The organism is Streptococcus taonis (genome assembly GCF_029948085.1).
GTDB classification, from domain to species: domain Bacteria; phylum Bacillota; class Bacilli; order Lactobacillales; family Streptococcaceae; genus Streptococcus; species Streptococcus taonis.
In genome coordinates this window covers 172,551-193,823 of sequence record NZ_JARZZP010000001.1, presented here as the reverse complement: position 1 = coordinate 193,823, position 21,273 = coordinate 172,551, and the positions used below count along the sequence as shown (strand labels likewise).

The following is a 21,273-nucleotide window of genomic DNA, read 5'->3' as shown; positions in this document are numbered from 1 at the left end:
ATGGGACTTTTTTTCTACAACAAAATAGGCTCCATAATTCCTATGGTGGTTTTACCCACTACAGAAATTATAGAGCCTTTATTTATATTCTTGGTTCATTACAGTGCCAATCATCAGGAAACCCTAAGGTAGCATTTATGATGTTTATATCAACGGATTTTAGCTTATTTTCAAGTTTTCTAACTTTCTTTCTGAGAGTATTCCATAAGCGATTGAATTCTTCAGAACTAATGAAACACTGCAAACTTACAACTGTTGAGTAAACTGATTTTCTGGAATTGTCGTCTTGTAAATTGAAATCATCATGGATAGGAGCAAAGCAGACACTATTTGCACTACAATTATAGTTGAGTAGTCTGTTGTTGTGAGCACATACATTTCTTGTTTGGTTGATATTTTTTAAAAAAGAAATCATAGTTTCTGGAGGGAATACACCAGTGAAATTAGGATTGTTTGTTTTTATAAAACTAACTAAATCCTTTGCAATTTTATTTTGAAGACAAGTTGGCAAATTTTCGATAATATGTCGTGTATCCCCAAATTCCAAGTAGTCAGTCAAAACCCAGATTGGGACATCTTTGTGGTTAGTATAGTAGTGGTTGATAGAAGTTCCACGTCTATTTTTATTATAGTTCACAATTCTGGAGAGTTTAGAAATGATATAGCCTACATCGAGGATTTTATCGTTGTCATAGTTTTTAGTGTCGAGATAAGCATATTGTTGGTTTTGATAAGCCTCTGCAAATCTATGAGCTGTAATAGATTTTATATGATGCTCTGCTTCAAGTATAGATTGCAATATTGCTCTTTTAATATCCTTGTCGAAAGTATAAAGAGAAGCCACTTCATCGAAGGTAACGCCCTCTATATAATTATCACTACCCGTTATCTGAAAGAACTTACTGTATCCGTTGATGATATTGTAGTAGTTGTTGCTTAATAAGTATTTTAATGTACGCTCTTTATTGGTGATAGCAAGATTTCTATCCTTGAGCATATCAAGTTGCTGTTCCAATGTTTTAAATGGTTTCAAAAAAAGCCTCCTCCAAGTAAATGGAGAAGACTCTTTCCGCATCAGACCCCGTAGAGTTACTGACACTTTTCTTTTTAAATTATCTCCATTTTACTGTATTACTTGATCTTTGTCAAGCATTTTGTTAAATTTTGTTTCCTCTAGCCTCTATACAAATCCACAACCTCGCCAATAATTCGGAAGTCTGTCTCTGGTGTGATTGGCATATCCTTGTACGCTGCGTTTAAGCTATGTAGGTGTGCCTGTTCTTTGTCAATGAAAAGCTGCTTGATATAAGCATCGCCGTTATAGTTAAACACTCCGATAACACCGTCATTCAAATCCACGCTGGTTTGGATAAAGACAAGGTCGCCATCGTGGTAGTCAGGCTCCATAGAGTCCCCATTGATTGGGATGACAAAGTCGGCATCAACATCTACTGGCAACTCAATCCGTTCCACTCGGACATCGTTCAAATACTGCCCTGTACCTGCAGAAGCTGGGTGGTCGTAGTAGTCGTAACTATAGAGCTGAATGGCTTCCGATACTTCGTTTGTCTTCGTTTCTTCTTCGTTCCTCTGCTCATCCCGTTGCTTCTCTGCGTAGGTCAAGACCTTGGTTTGCCTTGGAGGAGTTAGTTCATCGTAGATGGTTTGGATTGAGGAAGTAGGAGCAGAAAAATCAACAGATGAAGGCTTCGACAAATCAAATAAATATTGAGGCGATACCCCCAAAGACTGAGCATATATTCTTATATCTCCTTCATCTAATTGTCTATTACCATTTTCATGGTTAGAAATTGTATTTTGTTTAAAACCTGTCAGCTCGGCAAGTTTTTTTTGAGTTAACTTTTTGGACTTTCTCACCTCTTTAATTGAGTTCCCTAGTATATTCATATCAATTAACTCCTTTCTTTTTTATTATATACTAATGTGACAAAAAAACAAATAAAAAAATCTCAAAAAGAGATAAAAAGTTCTTTGTTTATATCTCGAGATGAGATATAAACAAATCAAGCTTAAGGAAATAAGAAAAAACAAACCGGAGGGAAACACCATGAACAAAGGGCTTACAACACAAGAACAAATCGCACTAGCAAAAGAAGTCTTACAAGTTAATAATCGCAGAGAACGTTCATTGAAACTTGGAGAAATCCTAGATCGTGAAAAGCCATCATCAGATGATATGTACGAATTGTATAACACAATCAGAGTTTACGGCGACGTCATCGGATTTGATGACAAGGACTTTCAAGAAATGGCTCTTACAATCTTGGTTCTTGAAAAGGTTGAAGAAGCGAAAGATACTAGAGTAGCGTAGAGGGGCGCAATTCCCCTCCTAGTTATTGCTCACAGAGAGAAAAAAAAGAAAGGAGTAGGGAAATGCCAGGACAAAAAGAAAAATACCACGATAGACGTGGTAGACCTGATGGATTGAAGGTTGAAAAAGTTATCCACCTTTCGATTTTGATAGGCGAAGGAACTGAAGCGGATAAAATTCGAATTGTCGAGCAATATTACAATATGGACGGCGATCTAATATTTGAATTAGATCATTGTTCTCCGTATTATCAAGAATTTTTAGATCTGCGTTGATTTTGTTTATCTTTGTCCAAATCTAAAATATCTTGTAGTAATTGCTTGTTGTCATGGCGTTCAATATACCATTTTTGCATAAGTAATTCTATGAATTTCAGCAACAGGTGAGCCTCATTGGGTTCAATATCCACTATGAGATTTATATCTTTTTCTGGATGAGCTCCAATGTTCCCAAGTTTTCGTAGGGCATCAAGTACCTTTTTAGTACTTGGGTCAACAATATCTTTTAAAGCGTCTATCTCATCTACTAATCTTGCTTTCGAAATCCCCCAAAAATCCCTAATCATTCCTTGAAGGCAACGCCTAGAGAGGGTGGCAGAAGCTTTCGGGCTGAGATTTAAGATAGCGTGAGCTTCTTCATAATCACTTCTGATAGTTTGTGGAATGTAATCTGGATAGGCTTTAGCGAGAGAAATTGGATTGAAGTGTGTAATGCGATTTGGAAATTGACTTCCTACGCCCACGATGTCGATTGAAACTTTATGGCAATTTGGACAATTCATTGTTTGTATTGTTATTTTGTCACTAAAATTTTCTTCGCTGGCAAAATGTGGACGACGAATCAAAAAGTAGTGCTCATCTTCTCGAAAAGTATCGTTGTGATTTGGAACAGAGCAACCGCAAAACAAGCAGAATAGTTTACTAGGATCCATAAGATTTCTCCAATCATTTTATTTTGATTATACCATATTTGAAAGGTAGTTAGAATTGGAAGATAAAATCATTGAACTTGCTGATTACGTCATCAGTAAATCTACAACGTACAGAGAAGCTAAAATAGCGTGTGAGAAGCTATTGAGACAAGTCGCTCATGAGATTGAACTCAGGGCGCTGGAAAGTGAGACGAGGGTAAGGATAACTAACAGAACTGTGTTAGTAAAAACATCAGATCACGATGTGCTATTGACGGCAAGAAAACCCCATCCTGCTGTATTCGTCGATGGGATATTTCTTGACGGAGTAGAGAGAGTGGAATTTATCAATCATTTTGCAGATGAACTGTAAAAAATAATATATTGATGTTAAAAAAAGATGTATCGAAATAGATGTTTGAAAATTTTTAAAATAACCTCAAATCCTAAAAATTCTACTGAAGTTTCATTCAGTAGAATTTTCATTTTAAGGAGCTTAGTTGCTTTAAAAAAATTAAGGTTCTGGATAGAATGTTAAAAATTTTAAATTTATAATTCGAATCTTTTTTTGGATCTCAAATTTATATAAAAAAATGTGACAGGTATCTTGTAACGATTTACTTAGATGTTATTTATCTAGATTAGAGCAGAATGAGGTAAAATTTATCCAGGATATTAAACTGAGGATACTCCTATCTTTATTAAATTGAGTAGTTATAGTTTATTTTTAAAAATCAATAAAATTTTATGTATTTTCTTTATAAAATCTTTAAATTTATATTTTATCATTGAGGTGTAAATTTAAGGAGGATCAAAATGGAAAAAAATATTTTAGAGACACGGAATTTGTCAAAGAAATTTGGGAATCAACTTGTAGTGAATAATATTTCATTACAAGTGAAAGAGAATTGTATCTACGGATTACTTGGTCCAAATGGTGCTGGGAAATCAACTACACTAAAGATGATAACAGGAATGCTCCACAAATCGTCCGGAGATATTATCTTTAATGATCATATATGGAGTAGAACGGATCTCGAACAAATTGGTGCCTTGATAGAGTTACCTCCCTTGTATGAGAACTTAAGTGCAAGAGAAAATTTAAAAGTAAGAACAATGTTACTTGGATTACCCGAATCAAGAATTGATGAAGTTCTACAAATTGTTGGTCTATCAAATACAGGTAAAAAAAGAAGTGGAAAATTTTCTTTAGGAATGAAACAACGATTAGGAATTGCAATAGCACTGTTAAATAATCCTAAATTATTAATTTTAGATGAACCAACCAATGGCTTAGATCCATTGGGAATTCAAGAATTAAGGGAGATGATTCTTGGCTTCCCAAAACAAGGCATTACAGTAATTCTATCCAGCCATAATATTTCCGAAGTTGAGCAAGTTGCAGATTATATCGGGATAATATGTGAAGGTGAATTAAAATACCAAGATATAAAAGACTCTCAAGAAAGTTTAGAAAATTTATTTTTGGAAGTAGTAAAGAAGGAGAATTAAAAAATGATGAATTATATTCTTGGTGATTATTTAAAATATAAAAGAACTTTTTTAAAAAAAATAATCTATATAATACCTATATCTTTGATAATTCTATCTTATTTACTGGTACCACCATATTTTACAGTAGATTCATATAATTGGTGGTATACTATAATTATGCCAATAACTTATGCACTGATTCCTGCTTTAATGAATCGATACGAAGATAAAAAAATAAAATATAGGGCAGTTTATCCTCTCAGTATTGATTTGCGAAAGATTTGGATATCAAAAATTATAGTGGCAAGCTGTTTGATTCTGATGGCCAGTTTGGTTCATTTGATAGCAGTTTTAATTGTACAATTTATTTTTGGAGATCAAATATTTTTAAGCTATAGCTTTAGTACTTTATTAGTTTCAAGTATAGTATTAGTGGTATCAAGCATATGGCAAATTCCATTTTGCCTACTATTAGCTAAAAAGTTTGGTTTTTCTACTAGTCTTATGATAAATGGTTTATTTGGTGTTGCACTTGGAATTGTGTTTTCTACTGGAAATTATTGGCTGTTATCTCCATATAGTTGGAGTATAAGAACGATGGTTCCAATGCTGAAAATTATGCCAAATGGACTACCAGCAGATGCAGAAAATATGATGTTAAACACATCAATTTTTCCTCCATGTATCTTCTCAATTCTGTTATTTCTTCTATTATCTTACTTATCATCTATTTGGTTTGCAAAACAGGAGGTAAGATAGTGAAAAATATTTTAAAATCTGAGTTATATAAGATAAAACATACTTGGTTACCCTGGTTATATCTGTTACTCCCAATACTATTTGTGATTATGATATATGCTGGTTTTAAATTTACGGGCTTAAGTAGGTATTCAATAGAGGATGTCACATTAAATTATTTGATTACATTAGGTGCATTGTTCCCGATTGTTATTGGTTTCATTACTGCAAAGGTAATAGAAATGGAAGCAGAAGCTGGTTGCTTTCAGATAATGTTAACTGGTTCGCAATCAAGAACTAGTATGTATATAGGTAAGTTATTATCTTTATTGTTGTGTGCATCACTATCACTTATTTTACTCCAAAGTAGTTTTTTGATGTTTTTTAATTATCAAGAATTTTATGATTTGGTATTGGAATTAGTCTTAATTATTATAGGAGTTGTTCCGTTATATTTAATACATCTGGTTATTAGCCTCAGATTTGGGAGTGGAGCCTCTATTGGTCTTGGTTTCTTTGAAACTTTGATAGCGCTACTTGCTGTTACAAGTATGGGGGATAATATTTGGTATTACTTACCAAGTTCATGGCCTTCCAGACTTTGTGGTCTTTATTTTGTAGATAAAATTTCAGGTGAAAACTCATTTTATTTTGAATTTTTTAAATGGTCTTTAGTTGCAACACCAATAATAGTTGTAATGTTATTTGTAAGTTTGATTTGGTTTAATAAATGGAACGGCAGAACTAATATGGAATAGAAATGAAGGTGGTAATAAGATGGTGAAAATATTAGCTATAGATGATGAAATGGATCTTTTGGTCTTAATCAAAAATATTTTAACGCAAAAATTATATCATGTAGATATTTTTCAAAATCCAACAGAAGTACCTATTTCTAAATTATCAGAGTATGATTTAATCTTGTTAGATATAATGATGCCAAAAATCGATGGTATATCTTATTGTAAATCTATTAGAGATAGAGTAGACTGTCCCATCTTATTTTTAACTGCAAAATCTTTGGAAAGTGACATTGTTTCGGGTTTTTCAACAGGAGCTGATGATTACATTTTAAAACCTTTTGGAGTAAATGAATTAATTGCGAGAGTTGATGCTCATTTACGTCGAGAAAACCGAGAGAGACATTTAAGTTTAAATCTTGGAGAAATTAGATTTGATTTATCAGCGAATATAATTTATGTAAATGATAAGAAAATTTCTTTTACAAAATCTGAGTATCGAATTTGTGAACTTCTAGCTCGTAGGCGTGGGCAAGTATTTTCAAGAGAACAGATTTATGAGATGATATTTGGATATGATGGAATAGGTAATTCTTCAGCTATTTCAGAACATATTAAGAATATTCGCGCAAAATTACAGAAGGAAGGTGTATCTCCAGTTGTAACTGTATGGGGAATTGGATATAAATGGGAATAAAATTAAAAGGGCAATCGCTAAGAATAATATTTTTAGAATATCTAATAAGTGTAGGAATTGTATTGTTTCTTTCACTTGGTTTAGTAATTCTGATGTTCAACACCATGTATTCATTAGGATTTATTTTACCTGCCGATTACACAGAAAATCAGATTCATGAGCGGAAGAATGCGATAGCCAATACAGAGACCTTTGACAAAAATCTTATACCAGATAATGCCTCATATCTATTAATTTCAAAGGATGGAAATATCATTACTAGTTCAATGAGTAAAGATGAAGAAGATCGAGCAATTCGATACTATAATAATGAGAGAGTCTATAATACCCCATCTTATAGCTATATAGAAATTTTACGAAATGATGGTTATTGTATTATTCAATATTCAGTAAAACCCTATTTTACAAATAAATTCATGGCAGAATATTTTCCTAATGTCAACGCAGTGTATGTCAGTATTCTAATTCTAGTTAGTTTACTAAATACATTGGTTGTTACAATAGTATGGGCTAAATATCTTGTGAAACAACTCTCACCTATATTTGCTGCTTCCGAAAAAATATCAGAACAAACTTTAGATTTTGACCTGCATTATTCAAGAGTCAAAGAATTTAATGAAGTTCTATTTAGTTTAGAGAAAATGAGAAATGCTTTGCAAGAGTCATTAATCAAAGAGTGGATACAGGAAGAAAACAAGCAAAAACAGATTTCTGCTTTGATACATGACTTGAAAACCCCAGTATCTATTGTTCAAGGAAATACTGAGTTGCTTAAAAAGACATCTGTGACAGAGGACCAGAGTATTTATATAGATTATATACTGAGTAATAGCAATAGAATATCTGAATATATAAAAACACTTCTAATCATGAATAAGAATTCTAATGCCACTGAATACCAGCCACAATCGTTGGCAGTAAAAACTGTATCAGAACAATTGGTAACAGTTTCTAAAGAACTAATGTCAATTAATTCTAACAATCTAAAAACTAATGTAGTAGTTGAAGATGGTATAATGAGTGTAGACTTGAAACTCTTAGAGAGAGCATTGCAAAATGTCTTAGCGAATTCAATTGAAAATAATAATGGAATAGTTACATTGGAATTGAATATAAAAACTGTAGATGAATTTTTAGAAATATCAATATTAGATAACGGGAAAGGTTTTTCTGATATCGATTTAATTCACGCAAAAGAACAGTTCTATCGTGGAGATTATAGCAGGCATTCTGCAACCAATTATGGTATTGGACTATTTATTACTGAACAAATAATTAAATTACATGGTGGATCAGTAATCTTGAAAAATAGAGAAGCTTGTCGTGGTGCTGAAGTTAAATTTATATTACCGATACAGAATAATAAATGAGCCAGTTTAACACTTAACTTATGTAATAATTAATCTAACAGCCCTAACATCAAACTTTATAACATGTTCATAACTGTATTTAACGTCAATTTGTAAATGTTAACTTCGAACTTTCACTACAAATTACACTAAGATAGAATATTATCTAGTATTACTTATACGGTGCACAGAGTTTGTTAGTCTGAATATGTCGGAATGAGGGGAAATATTAAAAAACTAATCAATAAGTATTAAACTTTATATAAAAAGCAAATAAAGGTGGTTAGTGGAAAAGTTTTTAAAATCATAAAAACGCATAATAGCAAGTTCTTTGGATACTTGTTATTATGCGTTTTATCATGAAATTTCACTTGATTTTTTAATAAAGTTGTAATTTTGACATTATAGGCTTGTTGAGTGTTTTGGTTGTACTTTTTGTTCTGGGTCGATATAGTTGATAGCATTATTGACGGCAGTTGGTGCTTCACCAAGACCTGTTGCAATCAAGTCAATCTTACCTTCGTAGTAGCAGCAGTCACCGATAGCATAAATTCCAGCTTGGCTTGACTCTTGCTTGCTATTGACGATAATCTTGTGGCGGTTCAGTTCTAATCCCCATTTTTTAAGATTACCTACAGAAGATTTAAAGCCATAGTTGACAAAGAGGTGGTCGAGTTCAACGCTTTCGGTTTCATCGGATTTGACTTTTGTGATTTCAAGCTTGTCAAGAGTTTGGCCGTCACCAAGAAGTTGACTCGGCACAAATGGTGTTTTGATAGTTACCGAAGACTCTTGCAAGGCTTGGACGCTATGCTCAAGTGCACGGAAGTTATCGCGACGGTGAACAAGTGTAGTTGGAGCAATCTTTTCAAAAGCTAAAGCCCAGTCAACGGCAGAGTCACCACCGCCCAGAATGGTTACCTTCTGACCAGCGTATTGTTGAATGTTAGAAACGTGGTAGTGGATATTGTCATAGCCTTCAACACCTTCTAATTCGAGTGGACGTGGTTTAAAAGCACCGCCTCCCATAGCAATAATAACGGTTTTAGAAGTATGATTTCCCTTATTAGTTGTAATCTTAAAAACATCATCCTCTTTTTCAATCTCAAGAACAGTTTCATTGAGGTGAATAGGTGTCTCAAACCCTTCAAGTTGTTCCAAAAGGCGGTTAGTCAATTCTTCCCCTGTGAGGTTTGGAAAACCTGGAACATCGAGAATTTGTTTTTCAGGATATAGGATGGCAGGTTGACCACCTAGTTGAGGAAGAGAATCGATGATTTGTACTTTGGCTTGACGAAGGTGAGCATAAAAGGCTGCGAAAAGACCGACAGGTCCACCTCCTACAATGGTAATATCATATAGTTCAGACATGGTTTCTCCTTAATTCATTTCTATCATTTTATTCTATCATATTTTCTACCAATTTAAAATGAAGTAGGGGGAAGAAAATTTTCATATAAAATGATATAATGAAGAGTAGCTTTTTTATGGAGAGGAGGCCTAGAATGAATTTTCAGCAATTATCTAATCTTCAATACTGGTCTAGTTTGTTTTCCAGTCCTTGGAGTATTCTGATAAATGTGATTGATATTCTTATCGTTGCCTATATCTTATACCAATTTACAAAATCAATTGCAGGAACCAAGATTATGATCCTGGTTCGAGGGGTTTTAGTCTTTATCTTAGCTCAGATAGTAGCAAATACTCTGGGCTTGACGACTATTTCTTGGTTGATCAATCAATTGATTACTTACGGTGTTATCGCAGCGGTTGTTATTTTCTCTCCAGAAATTCGGACAGGTTTAGAGCGATTAGGACGTGCGACTGATTTCTTTTCAAGTACACCAATGAGTTCAGAAGAACAGATGATTCAGGCCTTTGTTAAAGCAGTTGAATATATGAGCCCGCGAAAAATTGGAGCACTTGTATCAGTTCAGCGTGTCAGAACCTTGCAGGAATATATTTCCACGGGGATTCCTTTAGATGCTAAGATTTCTGCAGAACTCTTAATCAATATCTTCATTCCAAACACACCTTTACATGATGGTGCAGTCATTATAAAAGGTGATCGAATAGCTGTAACATCTGCTTATCTTCCACTTACTGAAGACACTGGTATTTCTAAGGAGTTTGGAACGCGACACCGTGCAGCCATTGGTTTATCTGAGGTTTCTGATGCTCTCACTTTTGTGGTATCAGAGGAAACTGGAGGTATTTCCATTACCTATAATGGTGTCTTTAAGCATGATTTAACGATGGAAGAATTTGAGGAAGAGCTACGTCGTATACTGATTCCGGAAAATTCACAAGAGCCAAGCTTAACAGAGCGTATATTAGGAGGCTGGAAGAATGAAAAAAAATAGTTTATATATCATCTCCTCACTCCTCTTTGCTTGCGTTTTATTTATTTACGCTACCTCTATTAATTATCAAAATAATAATAATGCAAGACCGGCTCGAACAGAAACCTATACCAATACGGTCGTAAATGTACCAATTGATATTCAGTACGATAGTGAGCAGTATTTTATTAGTGGTTTTAGTTCAGAAGTAACGGTATTTTTAACTGGATCCAATCGAGTGACCTTGGCTAGTGAGATGCAAGAAAGCACTCGTAAATTTAAGGTTACTGCAGATTTAACACAGGCGACAGAAGGAACCGTTGAAGTTCCCTTGACCATTGAGAATCTACCAAGTGGTTTAACAGCCCTAGCAACACCGCAGAAAATCACCGTTAAAATTGGGAAGAAAGCAACACGGGATAATTTACCAGTCACTCCACAGATTGACTCTGGTAAGGTTGATGAACGAATTCTTATCGATAGTGTGACTGTTTCAGATGAACGCGTTTCGGTTACTAGTGATGTTGATACCTTGTCTAAGATTGATAAGATTGTGGCTGTTTTACCAACTAGTGAAAAAATTACAGGAAATTATACAGGTTCAGTTCCTCTACAAGCTATTGATAAGAATGGAACAGTTTTACCAACGGTGATTACACCGTATGAAACAACCATGAAGATAACAACGAAACAAGCTAGATCAGCAAGTAGTTCAAGCTCTTCAACTACTGGCTCATCTTCAACGAAATCTTCTACTACAGAGTCTGAAACCAAACCAGACTCTTCAAAGAAAGACTAAAAAAATTAGAAAAGGATATAACATGGGTAAATATTTTGGAACGGACGGAGTCCGTGGAGAAGCAAACGTAGAACTTACGCCAGAATTAGCTTTTAAATTGGGACGTTTTGGAGGTTATGTTCTCAGTCAACATACGACTGAAGCACCAAAAGTGTTTGTAGGACGTGACACTCGTATCTCAGGTCAAATGCTAGAAGCAGCTTTGATTGCTGGTCTTCTTTCAGTGGGAATTCACGTTTATAAACTTGGTGTACTTGCAACACCAGCAGTAGCGTACTTAGTTAAAACTGAGGGAGCCAGTGCAGGTGTTATGATTTCGGCTAGTCACAACCCAGCCCTTGATAACGGTATTAAATTCTTTGGTGGTGACGGCTTTAAACTTGACGATGACAAGGAAACAGAAATCGAAGCCTTGCTTGATGCCAGCGAAGATACTCTTCCACGTCCAAGTGCTGAAGGTTTAGGTACTGTTGTTGATTATCCAGAAGGATTGCGTAAGTATGAAGCCTACCTTGTTTCAACTGGAACTCCTCTTGAAGGGATGAAAGTTGCCTTGGACACTGCTAACGGAGCAGCTGCAACAAGTGCTCGTCAAATTTTTGCAGACCTAGGTGCTCAATTAACAGTTATTGGTGAAACACCAGATGGCCTTAACATCAACTTGAACGTTGGTTCAACTCATCCAGAAGCCTTGCAAGAACTTGTAAAAGAAAGCGGGTCAGCTATCGGTTTGGCCTTTGATGGTGATAGCGACCGTTTGATTGCTGTTGATGAAAATGGAGAAATCGTTGATGGTGACAAGATTATGTACATCATCGGGAAATACCTTTCTGAAAAAGGTCAATTGGCTCAAAATACGATCGTAACAACAGTTATGTCCAACCTTGGTTTCCATAAGGCCTTGGACCGTGAAGGTATTAATAAAGCAGTCACTGCTGTTGGAGACCGCTATGTAGTTGAAGAAATGAGAAAGTCTGGCTATAACCTTGGAGGTGAGCAGTCTGGTCACGTTATCTTGATGGACTACAATACAACTGGTGATGGTCAGTTATCAGCTGTGCAATTGACGAAGATCATGCAAGAAACAGGTAAGAGTTTATCAGAATTAGCAGCAGAAGTGACTATTTACCCACAAAAATTAGTTAATATTCGTGTGGAAAATGCCATGAAAGAAAAGGCAATGGAAGTTCCTGCTATCAAAGCCATTATCGAGAAGATGGAAGAAGAAATGGCAGGGAATGGCCGCATCCTCGTTCGTCCGAGCGGAACAGAACCACTATTGCGAGTCATGGCTGAAGCACCTACAACGGAAGAAGTAGACTACTACGTGGATACAATTGCTCAAGTTGTTAAAACGGAGATTGGTATTTAGTAACTCTAGCAGAAAATAAAAAAATATGGTACAATGGCAACTATATTGTAATTGTACAAATGGAGATGAAAATGAATTTAAAACGTGAACAAGAATTTGTCAGCCAGTATCACTTTGATGCGCGTAACTTTGAATGGGAAAATGAAAATGGAGCACCTGAAACTAAGGTTGATGTGAACTTCCAGTTGCTTCAGCATGATCAAGAAAATCAAGTGACCTCTTTAGTAGTTGTTTTGAGCTTTATGATTGTCTTTGATAGATTTGTCATTAGTGGAACGATTTCTCAAGTCAATCATGTTGAAGGTCGTATTATCGACCAACCAAGTGATTTCAGCCAAGAAGAGGTTGAGACACTAGCTCGTCCATGTTTGGATATGCTTAATCGTTTGACTTATGAAGTAACAGAAATTGCCCTTGATTTACCGGGAATTAATTTGGAGTTTTAAGAAATGAAATTAGCGGTCATAACAGACTCATCTGCTTTTCTACAAGCGGAAACCTTGCGGAAAGAAGATTTATTTGTGCTAGACATTCCTGTGAATATCGATGGACAGGAGTATGTTGAAGGTGTAAATCTAACCGCTCAAGAATTTTATGAAAAAATGGCTCGTTCATCTGAGCTACCTAAAACAAGTCAGCCAAGTATTGCTAAGTTGGATGAAATTTTGTCATCATTGAAAGAAAAAGGATATACTCATGTTCTGGGTCTCTTCCTATCTTCTGGAATTTCAGGATTTCACCAAAATATCCAATATATGACGGATGAGTTTGAAGGTCTAACCATTGCTTTTCCTGATACTCGAATTACAAGTGCACCACTAGGTTTCATGGTGGAGAGTGTATTTAAATGGGCAGAGCAAGGCGAAGAGTTTACTACCATTTTAGATCAGTTGGAAAATCAAATCCAGAAAACTTCAGCCTTTATCATGGTGGATGATCTTGACCATCTAGTTAAGGGGGGACGACTCTCTAATGGTGCAGCCATTTTGGGGAATCTCCTTAGTATCAAGCCAATCCTATATTTCAATGACCAGGGTGTGATAGAAGTATATGAAAAGGTTCGTACAGAGAAAAAGGCTACAAAACGCTTAGTTGAAATTGTTAAAGAAGCAACAGCTAATGGGAATTACCAGATTACTGTCATTCACGGGAATGCTCCTCAAAAAGCAGCAGATTTGCGCCAGCTTTTAATCGATGGTGGAGTGGCTACAGATGTTTCAATTGCAACCTTCGGTAGTGTCATTGGAACCCACCTGGGAGAAGGAAGCATTGCTTTGGCATACACACCAATCGTCTAGATTGTTCTTACAGACTTGGTATCTTAGAAATTGAACACGCCTGGAACCCTGTGTGAAAAAGATAGTTCTTCCAAGGAGTAGACACTCCTTGATCAGAACTCCTATTTTCACTTTGTGTTCTTACAGTCAATGTATCTTAAAAATGAACACGGACTATCTGCCTCTTGAAAAAAGATGCCTGTCTTGCCTTTCGTGTAAAGTCAGCGCCATTCCCTATTTTTCATGGGCAGCTAAGGTCCTTTGTATCTTAAACAGGAGTAGAGATTGAGATGAGTATTCGAGTAATTATTGCTGGTTTTAAGGGGAGAATGGGCCAATCTGCTTGTCAGATGGTTTTGTCTGATCCTGAACTTGAACTAGTAGCAGTATTGGATCCTTTCGAAACTGCAACAGAATGGCAGGGAATTCCTGTATTTAATGATAAGGCTGCCTTAGAAGGCTTTGAGGCAGATGTATGGGTGGACTTTACAACACCAGCTGTTGCCTATGAGAATACCCGTTTTGCGCTTGAAAATGGCTTTGCACCTGTCGTTGGAACAACAGGTTTCACTAGTCAAGAGATTGAAGAACTAAAAGAATTGTCTCGTTCTAAAAACTTGGGTGGCTTGATTGCTCCTAACTTTGCCTTGGGTGCTGTCTTACTTATGCAATTTGCGACACAAGCTGCAAAATACTTCCCAAATGTAGAGATTATTGAGCTTCACCATGACAAGAAAAAAGATGCCCCTAGTGGAACAGCTATCAAAACAGCTGAGTTGATGGCAGAGGTTCGTGAGTCTATCCAACAAGGTGCTAGCGATGAGGAAGAACTCATTGCAGGTGCACGTGGAGCTAACTTTGATGGTATGCGAATCCACTCAGTCCGTTTGCCAGGTTTGGTAGCTCATCAGGAAGTTATATTTGGAAATCAAGGAGAAGGATTGACCCTACGTCATGACTCCTATGATCGTAGCTCCTTCATGACAGGGGTGAATTTGGGAATCAAAGAAGTTGTCAAGCGTCATGAGCTTGTCTATGGATTAGAACACTTATTATGAGATTAACACAAATGCCTTCTGAATTTCAGAAGGCTTTACCAGTATTAGAAAAAATTAAAGAAGCTGGCTTTGAGGCCTATTTTGTTGGAGGCTCTGTTAGGGATGCCCTACTTAATCGTCCCATCCATGATGTGGATATTGCGACGTCATCTTATCCAGAAGAGACCAAGCAGATTTTTCCACGGACAGCTGACATTGGCATTGAGCATGGAACCGTTTTGGTTTTAGACGGAGATGAAGAGTATGAAGTGACCACTTTTCGAACAGAAGATGTCTATGTAGACTACCGTAGACCAAGTTCAGTTTCTTTTGTTCGTTCGCTAGAAGAGGACCTCAAACGACGTGATTTCACAGTTAATGCCTTTGCCTTAGATGAGACAGGGGAAATCATTGATTTGTTCAATGGTTTAAGAGATCTAGAAAATCAAGTTTTACGAGCAGTTGGTGTAGCTAGTGAGCGTTTCAACGAAGATGCCCTACGCATTATGCGCGGATTTCGTTTTCAAGCCAGTCTTGGTTTTGAACTCGAGCAAGAAACCTTTGAAGCGATGAAGACCTTAACGCCACTCTTAGAGAAAATTTCTGTGGAACGTACTTTTGTTGAATTTGATAAACTTCTTCTGGCTCCTCATTGGCGAGTAGGTCTGTCTTCTATGATTGCAAGTAAAGCTTATGATTATCTTCCAGATATGGCTGGTAGTCAGGACAAACTCCAATCTTTGTTTGACTTAGAGGCTGATTTTACCTTTGAATCTTCTGAGCAAGCCTGGGCTGCACTCTTATGGGTTTTAGAAGTGGAAGATGCTCAACAATTTTTGAAAGATTGGAAAACTTCGCGTCAATTTGCCAAGCAAGTTCAAGATTTGCTAACAATCTTAGAGCTTCGTGAAGAAGGGGAACTAAGCAAGCGCGATTGTTACCGCTTTGATCTAGATTTGCTTTTACAGGCTGAAAATCTTCGTCAGGCTCAAGGAAAAGAAGTCAATCCACAGGCCATTACAGAGACTTACCACAGCCTAACCATCCATGATAAGAAAGAAATTCAAATCAATGGTGGGATTTTGATCAAGGAATACGGTTATCAACCAGGACCAGAAATGGGAGAAATTTTAGCAGAGATTGAGTATGCTATTGTGGATGGAGATTTGGAAAATAACTTGGAAGCTATTCATGCCTACTTGAGGGAGAAAAAATGAGTGATTTTATTGTTGAAAAACTAAGTAAATCCGTTGGGGACAAGACCGTCTTTAAAGATATTTCCTTTATCATCCATGACTTGGACAGAATCGGTCTTATCGGCGTCAATGGAACTGGAAAAACGACTCTTTTAGATGTTCTTTCAGGAGTTTCAGGTTTTGATGGTGACGTAAGCCCTTTTTCGGCAAAAAATGATTATAAGATTGGCTATTTGACTCAGGATCCGGATTTTGATGACAGTAAGACTGTCTTGGATACTGTCCTATCAAGTGATTTGAAAGAAATCCAGTTGATCCGTGAGTATGAATTGCTCATGCTCAACTACAGTGAGGACAAGCAGGTACGTTTGGAAAGGGTTATGGCGGAGATGGATTCCCTCCAAGCTTGGGAAATTGAGAGTCAGGTCAAGACCGTTCTCAGCAAGTTGGGAATTCAGGATTTATCAACTCCCGTTGGAGCTCTATCAGGTGGTTTGCGAAGACGGGTTCAGTTGGCGCAAGTCCTTCTGGGCAACCATGATCTTTTGCTTCTTGATGAGCCTACCAACCACTTGGATATTGCCACCATTGAGTGGCTGACCCTCTTTTTGAAAAATTCTAAGAAGACGGTTCTCTTTATCACCCACGACCGTTACTTCCTAGATGCGCTTTCAACGAGAATTTTCGAGTTGGACAGAGCTGGTTTGACCGAATATCAAGGAAATTACCAAGATTATGTTCGTCTCAAGGCTGAACAGGATGAGCGCGACGCAGCGCTTCTTCACAAAAAGGAACAGCTTTACAAGCAAGAATTGGCCTGGATGAGACGCCAACCGCAGGCTCGTGCAACCAAGCAACAGGCACGCATCAATCGATTCCATGACTTGAAAAAGGAGGTTTCTGATACTAGTGTTGAAACAGACTTGAGCATGAATTTTGAAACTAGCCGTATCGGTAAAAAGGTCATCGAGTTTAAGGTTGTTTCCTTTGCCTATGATGACAAACAGATTCTGCAACATTTTAACCTTTTGGTTCAAGCCAAAGACCGTATCGGAATCGTTGGTGACAATGGTGTTGGTAAGTCAACTCTTCTCAATCTCATTGCGGGAAGTCTTGAGCCAACGGAAGGAGAGGTTATTATCGGTGAGACAGTTCGCATCGCCTATTTCTCTCAACAAATCGAAGGTCTGGATGAAAGCAAGCGAGTTATCAATTACCTACAAGAAGTGGCAGAAGAGGTTAAAACTAGCAGTGGCTCTACAACCTCTATCGCTGAGTTGCTAGAACAGTTCCTTTTCCCTCGTTCAACGCACGGTACTTTGATTGAGAAGCTGTCAGGTGGAGAGAAGAAACGTCTGTACCTCCTTAAACTTCTTTTGGAAAAACCCAATGTTTTACTTTTGGACGAGCCAACAAATGATTTAGATATTGCGACCTTAACTGTTCTAGAAAATTTCTTACAAGGTTTTGCAGGTCCAGTCTTAACAGTTAGTCACGATCGCTATTTCCTTGATAAAGTTGCGACTAAGATTCTTGCTTTTGAAAACGGTAGCATTCGTCCTTTCTTTGGGCATTATACCGACTACCTAGATGAAAAAGCCTTCGAAGCAGAAGCGACAAATCAAGTTCAAAAGGCTGAGAAGGAAAAAGTCGTCAAAGTTCGTGAAGAAAAGAAACGCATGACCTACCAAGAAAAGCAAGAGTGGGCAAGTATTGAAGGTGACATCGAAGCCTTGGAAAATCACATTGCAGCTATTGAAGAAGAAATGCAGGCCAATGGCTCGGACTTTGGGAAGCTAGCTACTCTTCAAAAAGAGTTAGATGAGAAGAATGAAGCCTTGCTTGAAAAATATGAACGCTATGAATATTTAAGTGAGTTGGCGTAATGGAAGAAAAAATCATCAAATGGAGCAGTAAGAAAATCATTTGGACTATTGTTCTCTGCTTCCTTGAGTTAGCTTTTCTTCTTTGGATCCTATCTTTTATGATGACCTATCCCAAGGAGGCACCTGTGGGATTGATGGCATTAAGACTCTTTGTCTTATTCTTAATCATTATTGTTGGATGGATTTTGTATGAACGTTTGCGACTTCTTTTTTCAGATAAAGAGTATTTGAAATGTACGGCCCAAGGTTTTTCCTATAAGCCACATCCTAAAAAAGATTGGCAGTTTTATTCCTGGGGGCAGGTAGAAACGTTTTCTCTTATGAGAATCAAGGGTGGTAGAAGTTCAAGGGATTTTTATACTATTGAAGTTCATTTTTATGACAAGGATTTTATAAAACCCAACTCTTTATGGAATCGTCTACGAAGTAGATTTTCGACTGCAAAGCAAACAAATGTTTTGAAAATCCCAATCTATTTGCTGGATGTCGGTTTACCGCGAAGAGTATTTGAAACCATGTCCTACTTTGAGCGAGAGTGGCGCATCCAACAAAATCGTCAACGCAATCAAAACTCTAAAAGCAAAAAGAAGGAAAGATTCCATCAAACGAGCAATAGTTACAGATCAGATTAGAAGTCTTGGACTCAGTTTCCAGGGTTTCTTTCTATTTCTCTTTTCTAAGATTTATGGTATAATAGGGAGTAAAAACTTAAAAAGAAAGAAATGCTATGAACTTAAAAGATTACATTGCAAGTATTGAAAATTATCCACAAGAAGGAATTACATTCCGTGATATCAGCCCTTTGATGGCCAACGGCAATGCCTACAGCTATGCTGTTCGTGAAATTGTTCAATATGCTACTGACAAAAAGATCGATATGATCGTAGGACCAGAAGCGCGTGGATTTATCGTTGGATGTCCAGTCGCTTTTGAGTTGGGAATTGGTTTTGCTCCTGTGCGTAAACCTGGGAAATTGCCGCGCGAAGTTATTTCAGCTGACTACGAAAAAGAATATGGAGTTGATACTTTGACTATGCACGCAGATGCTATCAAACCAGGTCAACGTGTTCTCATCGTAGATGACCTTTTGGCAACGGGTGGTACTGTTAAAGCAACTATCGAAATGATTGAAAAACTTGGTGGTATCGTAGCTGGTTGTGCCTTCTTGATTGAGCTTGATGAGCTTAAAGGTCGCGAAGCTATCGGAGATTACGATTATAAAGTGCTTATGCATTATTAATGAAAAACAGTCCCTAGGGCTGTTTTCTCTTCATCTGATATAAAAAAAGGCTATATCTAGTTAGAGAAAAACTATAATTGAAAACTATATCTTCTTACAGTATAATAAAGGGAAGGACTTTCGTCAGCTGATTTTTCATTTGACGACTCTATGTTCGTTTGAGCCTAGAATTGATACAGTAAGGAGATTTCCATGCCGATTCGAATTGATAAAAAATTACCAGCAGTTGAGATTTTACGAACGGAAAATATTTTCGTCATGGATGACCAGCGGGCGGCTCATCAGGATATTCGACCACTAAAAATCCTGATTTTAAACTTGATGCCACAGAAGATGGTTACAGAGACTCAGCTTTTACGACATTTAGCTAATACTCCTTTGCAGTTAGATATTGATTTCTTATATATGGAAAGTCATCAGTCGAAAACAACTCGTTCTGAGCATATGGAGACTTTTTATAAGACCTTCTCGGAAGTTCAAGACCAGTATTTTGATGGCTTGATTATCACGGGAGCGCCGGTTGAGCATCTTCCTTTTGAAGAAGTGGACTATTGGGAGGAATTTACTCAGGTCATCGATTGGTCAAAGACACATGTCTTTTCAACCCTGCATATTTGCTGGGGAGCACAGGCTGGTCTCTACTATCGTTACGGCGTAGATAAACACCAGATGGTTCAAAAGCTTTCGGGAATTTATCCTCAGGATGTTTTAAAAGAAGGTCATCTTTTGCTGAGAGGTTTTGATGACTTGTATGTGTCTCCTCATTCTCGTCACACAGAAATTCTCAAAGAAGACATTGTAAATAAAACCAATCTAGAGATTTTAGCATCTGGAAAAGAGGTGGGAATCTCTATCCTTGCAAGCCGAGATTTAAGAGAAGTTTATAGCTTTGGGCATTTGGAGTATGATCGTGATACCCTAGCGAAAGAATATTTTAGAGATCTAGATGCTGGTTTAGATCCCCATATACCAGAAAATTATTTCAAAAACGATGACATCCATGAACTTCCTTGTATGCGTTGGAGTTCCTCAGCAGCTCTCTTTTTCAGTAACTGGGTCAATTATGCAGTTTACCAAGAAACGCCTTTTGAGTGGAAGAGTGCAGAAGAAGATGTGTCTCATTTTGGATATTTATAAGAGGAATTATGACATATTTAGATGCTTTCAAATCAGGGAACTTGGTGCTACCAAGTGCTCTGCTCTTAAACTACAATCAACTGTTTTCATCAAGCGATGATTTCTTAGTTTGGCAATTCTTTTATCTACAAAATACAACAGCTTTAGGGGAATTGTCTCCAAGTCAAATCGCAGAGAAAATTGGCAAGCAAGTCTTTGAAGTCAATCAAGCTATTTCGCGCTTGACAGAAAAAGGCCTACTTCAATACCGAACCATTGAACTCAATGGTGAGATAGAAGTGATTTTTGATGCGACTTTAGCTTTAGAGCGCTTAGACCAACTTTTTGAAAAGCAAGAACCTAGCCAAGTGGCACCTGCTAAAAATGATTTAAAAGACTTGGTGGAAACCTTCCAACAAGAGCTAGGTCGTCTCTTAAGTCCTTTTGAGATCGAAGATTTGGAAAAGAGTTTGAAAGAAGACGGGACCAGTGCGGACCTGATCAAAGAGGCCCTACGTGAGGCCGTTTTGAATGGAAAACCAAATTGGAAGTACATCCAGGCTATCCTAAGAAACTGGCGTCATGAAGGCATTAAGAGTGTAGTTCAGGTAGAGGCTAAGCGTCAGGAGAGAGAAGCGACTAATCCTCAAAATGTTCAAGTTTCTGCAGATTTTCAAAATGCTATGGATCTTTGGAAAGACTAATTTTAAGTATTGATAATAGAAAAAATGCCTACAGGCTAGAAAGA

The 21,273-nt window shown here is 37.0% G+C and carries 24 protein-coding genes; 20 read left to right on the top strand and 4 right to left on the bottom strand.

Translation table 11 applies throughout. From position 1 onward, the window contains the following. Window positions 1–82: 82 nt before the first annotated feature. A complete protein-coding gene (locus tag QEZ38_RS00885; RefSeq protein WP_281334700.1) occupies window positions 83–1,033 on the bottom strand; it encodes an Abi family protein in 951 nt (316 codons plus the stop codon). A 140-nt stretch (window positions 1,034–1,173) separates the two neighbouring features. Beyond that, window positions 1,174–1,908 carry an XRE family transcriptional regulator gene (locus QEZ38_RS00880; RefSeq protein ID WP_281334699.1) on the bottom strand — a complete coding sequence of 245 codons (735 nt, stop codon included), beginning with the start codon at window positions 1,906–1,908 and terminating at the stop codon, window positions 1,174–1,176. Window positions 1,909–2,068: 160 nt separating this feature from the next. On the opposite strand from QEZ38_RS00880, the gene QEZ38_RS00875 reads away from it, so the two are divergent. Then, complete coding sequence (locus tag QEZ38_RS00875; RefSeq protein WP_281334698.1) at window positions 2,069–2,332, top strand: hypothetical protein; 264 nt, start codon at window positions 2,069–2,071, stop codon at window positions 2,330–2,332. A gap of 62 nt (window positions 2,333–2,394) precedes the next feature. Beyond that, window positions 2,395–2,607 (top strand): hypothetical protein, encoded by a 213-nt coding sequence (locus QEZ38_RS00870; RefSeq protein WP_281334697.1) that lies wholly within the window; start codon window positions 2,395–2,397, stop codon window positions 2,605–2,607. On the opposite strand, the gene QEZ38_RS00865 is transcribed toward QEZ38_RS00870, so the two are convergent. Continuing rightward, the gene (locus QEZ38_RS00865; protein ID WP_281334696.1) at window positions 2,583–3,263 is read right to left on the bottom strand and encodes a DUF4145 domain-containing protein; all 681 of its coding nucleotides are present in this window, start codon (window positions 3,261–3,263) and stop codon (window positions 2,583–2,585) included. The genes QEZ38_RS00870 and QEZ38_RS00865 overlap by 25 nt on opposite strands. A 55-nt stretch (window positions 3,264–3,318) precedes the next feature. Here QEZ38_RS00865 and QEZ38_RS00860 point away from each other — a divergent pair, with 55 nt between their 5' ends. The 6 genes from QEZ38_RS00860 to QEZ38_RS00835 all read left to right on the top strand — a co-directional run bounded on the left by QEZ38_RS00860 (window position 3,319) and on the right by QEZ38_RS00835 (window position 8,281). Then, on the top strand, window positions 3,319–3,615 hold the full coding sequence (locus QEZ38_RS00860) for a hypothetical protein (RefSeq protein WP_281334706.1): 297 nt from the start codon (window positions 3,319–3,321) through the stop codon (window positions 3,613–3,615). 443 nt (window positions 3,616–4,058) lie between these two features. Continuing rightward, complete coding sequence (locus QEZ38_RS00855) at window positions 4,059–4,754, top strand: lantibiotic protection ABC transporter ATP-binding protein (protein ID WP_281334695.1); 696 nt, start codon at window positions 4,059–4,061, stop codon at window positions 4,752–4,754. Between the two features lie 3 nt (window positions 4,755–4,757). After that, window positions 4,758–5,495 carry a lantibiotic immunity ABC transporter MutE/EpiE family permease subunit gene (locus QEZ38_RS00850; protein ID WP_281334694.1) on the top strand — a complete coding sequence of 246 codons (738 nt, stop codon included), beginning with the start codon at window positions 4,758–4,760 and terminating at the stop codon, window positions 5,493–5,495. Beyond that, entirely contained in the window at window positions 5,495–6,232 is a 738-nt protein-coding gene (locus QEZ38_RS00845; RefSeq protein ID WP_281334693.1) for a lantibiotic immunity ABC transporter MutG family permease subunit, read from the top strand. The genes QEZ38_RS00850 and QEZ38_RS00845 overlap by 1 nt, the downstream gene beginning before the upstream one ends. A 19-nt stretch (window positions 6,233–6,251) precedes the next feature. Then, window positions 6,252–6,911, top strand: a complete 660-nt coding sequence (locus QEZ38_RS00840; RefSeq protein WP_281334692.1) for a response regulator transcription factor — start codon at window positions 6,252–6,254, stop codon at window positions 6,909–6,911. Then, window positions 6,902–8,281 (top strand): sensor histidine kinase, encoded by a 1,380-nt coding sequence (locus tag QEZ38_RS00835; protein WP_281334691.1) that lies wholly within the window; start codon window positions 6,902–6,904, stop codon window positions 8,279–8,281. The genes QEZ38_RS00840 and QEZ38_RS00835 overlap by 10 nt, the downstream gene beginning before the upstream one ends. 381 nt (window positions 8,282–8,662) lie before the next feature. Here QEZ38_RS00835 and QEZ38_RS00830 read toward each other — a convergent pair whose 3' ends face one another. Next, complete coding sequence (locus QEZ38_RS00830) at window positions 8,663–9,631, bottom strand: NAD(P)/FAD-dependent oxidoreductase (protein ID WP_281334690.1); 969 nt, start codon at window positions 9,629–9,631, stop codon at window positions 8,663–8,665. Between the two features lie 134 nt (window positions 9,632–9,765). Here QEZ38_RS00830 and cdaA point away from each other — a divergent pair, with 134 nt between their 5' ends. The 12 genes from cdaA to QEZ38_RS00770 all read left to right on the top strand — a co-directional run bounded on the left by cdaA (window position 9,766) and on the right by QEZ38_RS00770 (window position 21,229). Further along, window positions 9,766–10,623 (top strand): diadenylate cyclase CdaA, encoded by an 858-nt coding sequence (gene cdaA, locus QEZ38_RS00825; protein WP_281334689.1) that lies wholly within the window; start codon window positions 9,766–9,768, stop codon window positions 10,621–10,623. Next, window positions 10,610–11,401, top strand: coding sequence for a CdaR family protein (locus QEZ38_RS00820; RefSeq protein ID WP_281334688.1), 792 nt, complete (start codon window positions 10,610–10,612; stop codon window positions 11,399–11,401). Before cdaA ends, QEZ38_RS00820 begins: the two co-directional genes overlap by 14 nt. Before the next feature lie 22 nt (window positions 11,402–11,423). Beyond that, window positions 11,424–12,773 (top strand): phosphoglucosamine mutase, encoded by a 1,350-nt coding sequence (gene glmM, locus QEZ38_RS00815; RefSeq protein ID WP_281334687.1) that lies wholly within the window; start codon window positions 11,424–11,426, stop codon window positions 12,771–12,773. Between the two features lie 71 nt (window positions 12,774–12,844). Next, window positions 12,845–13,219, top strand: a complete 375-nt coding sequence (locus tag QEZ38_RS00810) for a DUF1149 family protein (RefSeq protein WP_001050093.1) — start codon at window positions 12,845–12,847, stop codon at window positions 13,217–13,219. A gap of 3 nt (window positions 13,220–13,222) precedes the next feature. Next, window positions 13,223–14,071, top strand: a complete 849-nt coding sequence (locus QEZ38_RS00805) for a DegV family protein (RefSeq protein WP_281334686.1) — start codon at window positions 13,223–13,225, stop codon at window positions 14,069–14,071. 269 nt (window positions 14,072–14,340) lie between these two features. After that, on the top strand, window positions 14,341–15,108 hold the full coding sequence (dapB, locus tag QEZ38_RS00800) for a 4-hydroxy-tetrahydrodipicolinate reductase (RefSeq protein ID WP_281334685.1): 768 nt from the start codon (window positions 14,341–14,343) through the stop codon (window positions 15,106–15,108). Then, entirely contained in the window at window positions 15,105–16,304 is a 1,200-nt protein-coding gene (locus QEZ38_RS00795; RefSeq protein WP_281334684.1) for a CCA tRNA nucleotidyltransferase, read from the top strand. Before dapB ends, QEZ38_RS00795 begins: the two co-directional genes overlap by 4 nt. Beyond that, window positions 16,301–18,169, top strand: a complete 1,869-nt coding sequence (locus QEZ38_RS00790) for an ABC-F family ATP-binding cassette domain-containing protein (RefSeq protein WP_281334683.1) — start codon at window positions 16,301–16,303, stop codon at window positions 18,167–18,169. The genes QEZ38_RS00795 and QEZ38_RS00790 overlap by 4 nt, the downstream gene beginning before the upstream one ends. Continuing rightward, window positions 18,169–18,801, top strand: a complete 633-nt coding sequence (locus QEZ38_RS00785; protein ID WP_281334682.1) for a hypothetical protein — start codon at window positions 18,169–18,171, stop codon at window positions 18,799–18,801. The genes QEZ38_RS00790 and QEZ38_RS00785 overlap by 1 nt, the downstream gene beginning before the upstream one ends. 95 nt (window positions 18,802–18,896) lie before the next feature. Beyond that, a complete protein-coding gene (locus QEZ38_RS00780) occupies window positions 18,897–19,409 on the top strand; it encodes an adenine phosphoribosyltransferase (RefSeq protein WP_006145170.1) in 513 nt (170 codons plus the stop codon). A gap of 192 nt (window positions 19,410–19,601) precedes the next feature. Beyond that, complete coding sequence (metA, locus tag QEZ38_RS00775) at window positions 19,602–20,546, top strand: homoserine O-acetyltransferase MetA (RefSeq protein WP_223140706.1); 945 nt, start codon at window positions 19,602–19,604, stop codon at window positions 20,544–20,546. An 8-nt stretch (window positions 20,547–20,554) separates the two neighbouring features. Further along, complete coding sequence (locus QEZ38_RS00770; RefSeq protein WP_075230843.1) at window positions 20,555–21,229, top strand: DnaD domain-containing protein; 675 nt, start codon at window positions 20,555–20,557, stop codon at window positions 21,227–21,229. Window positions 21,230–21,273 lie beyond the last annotated feature (44 nt).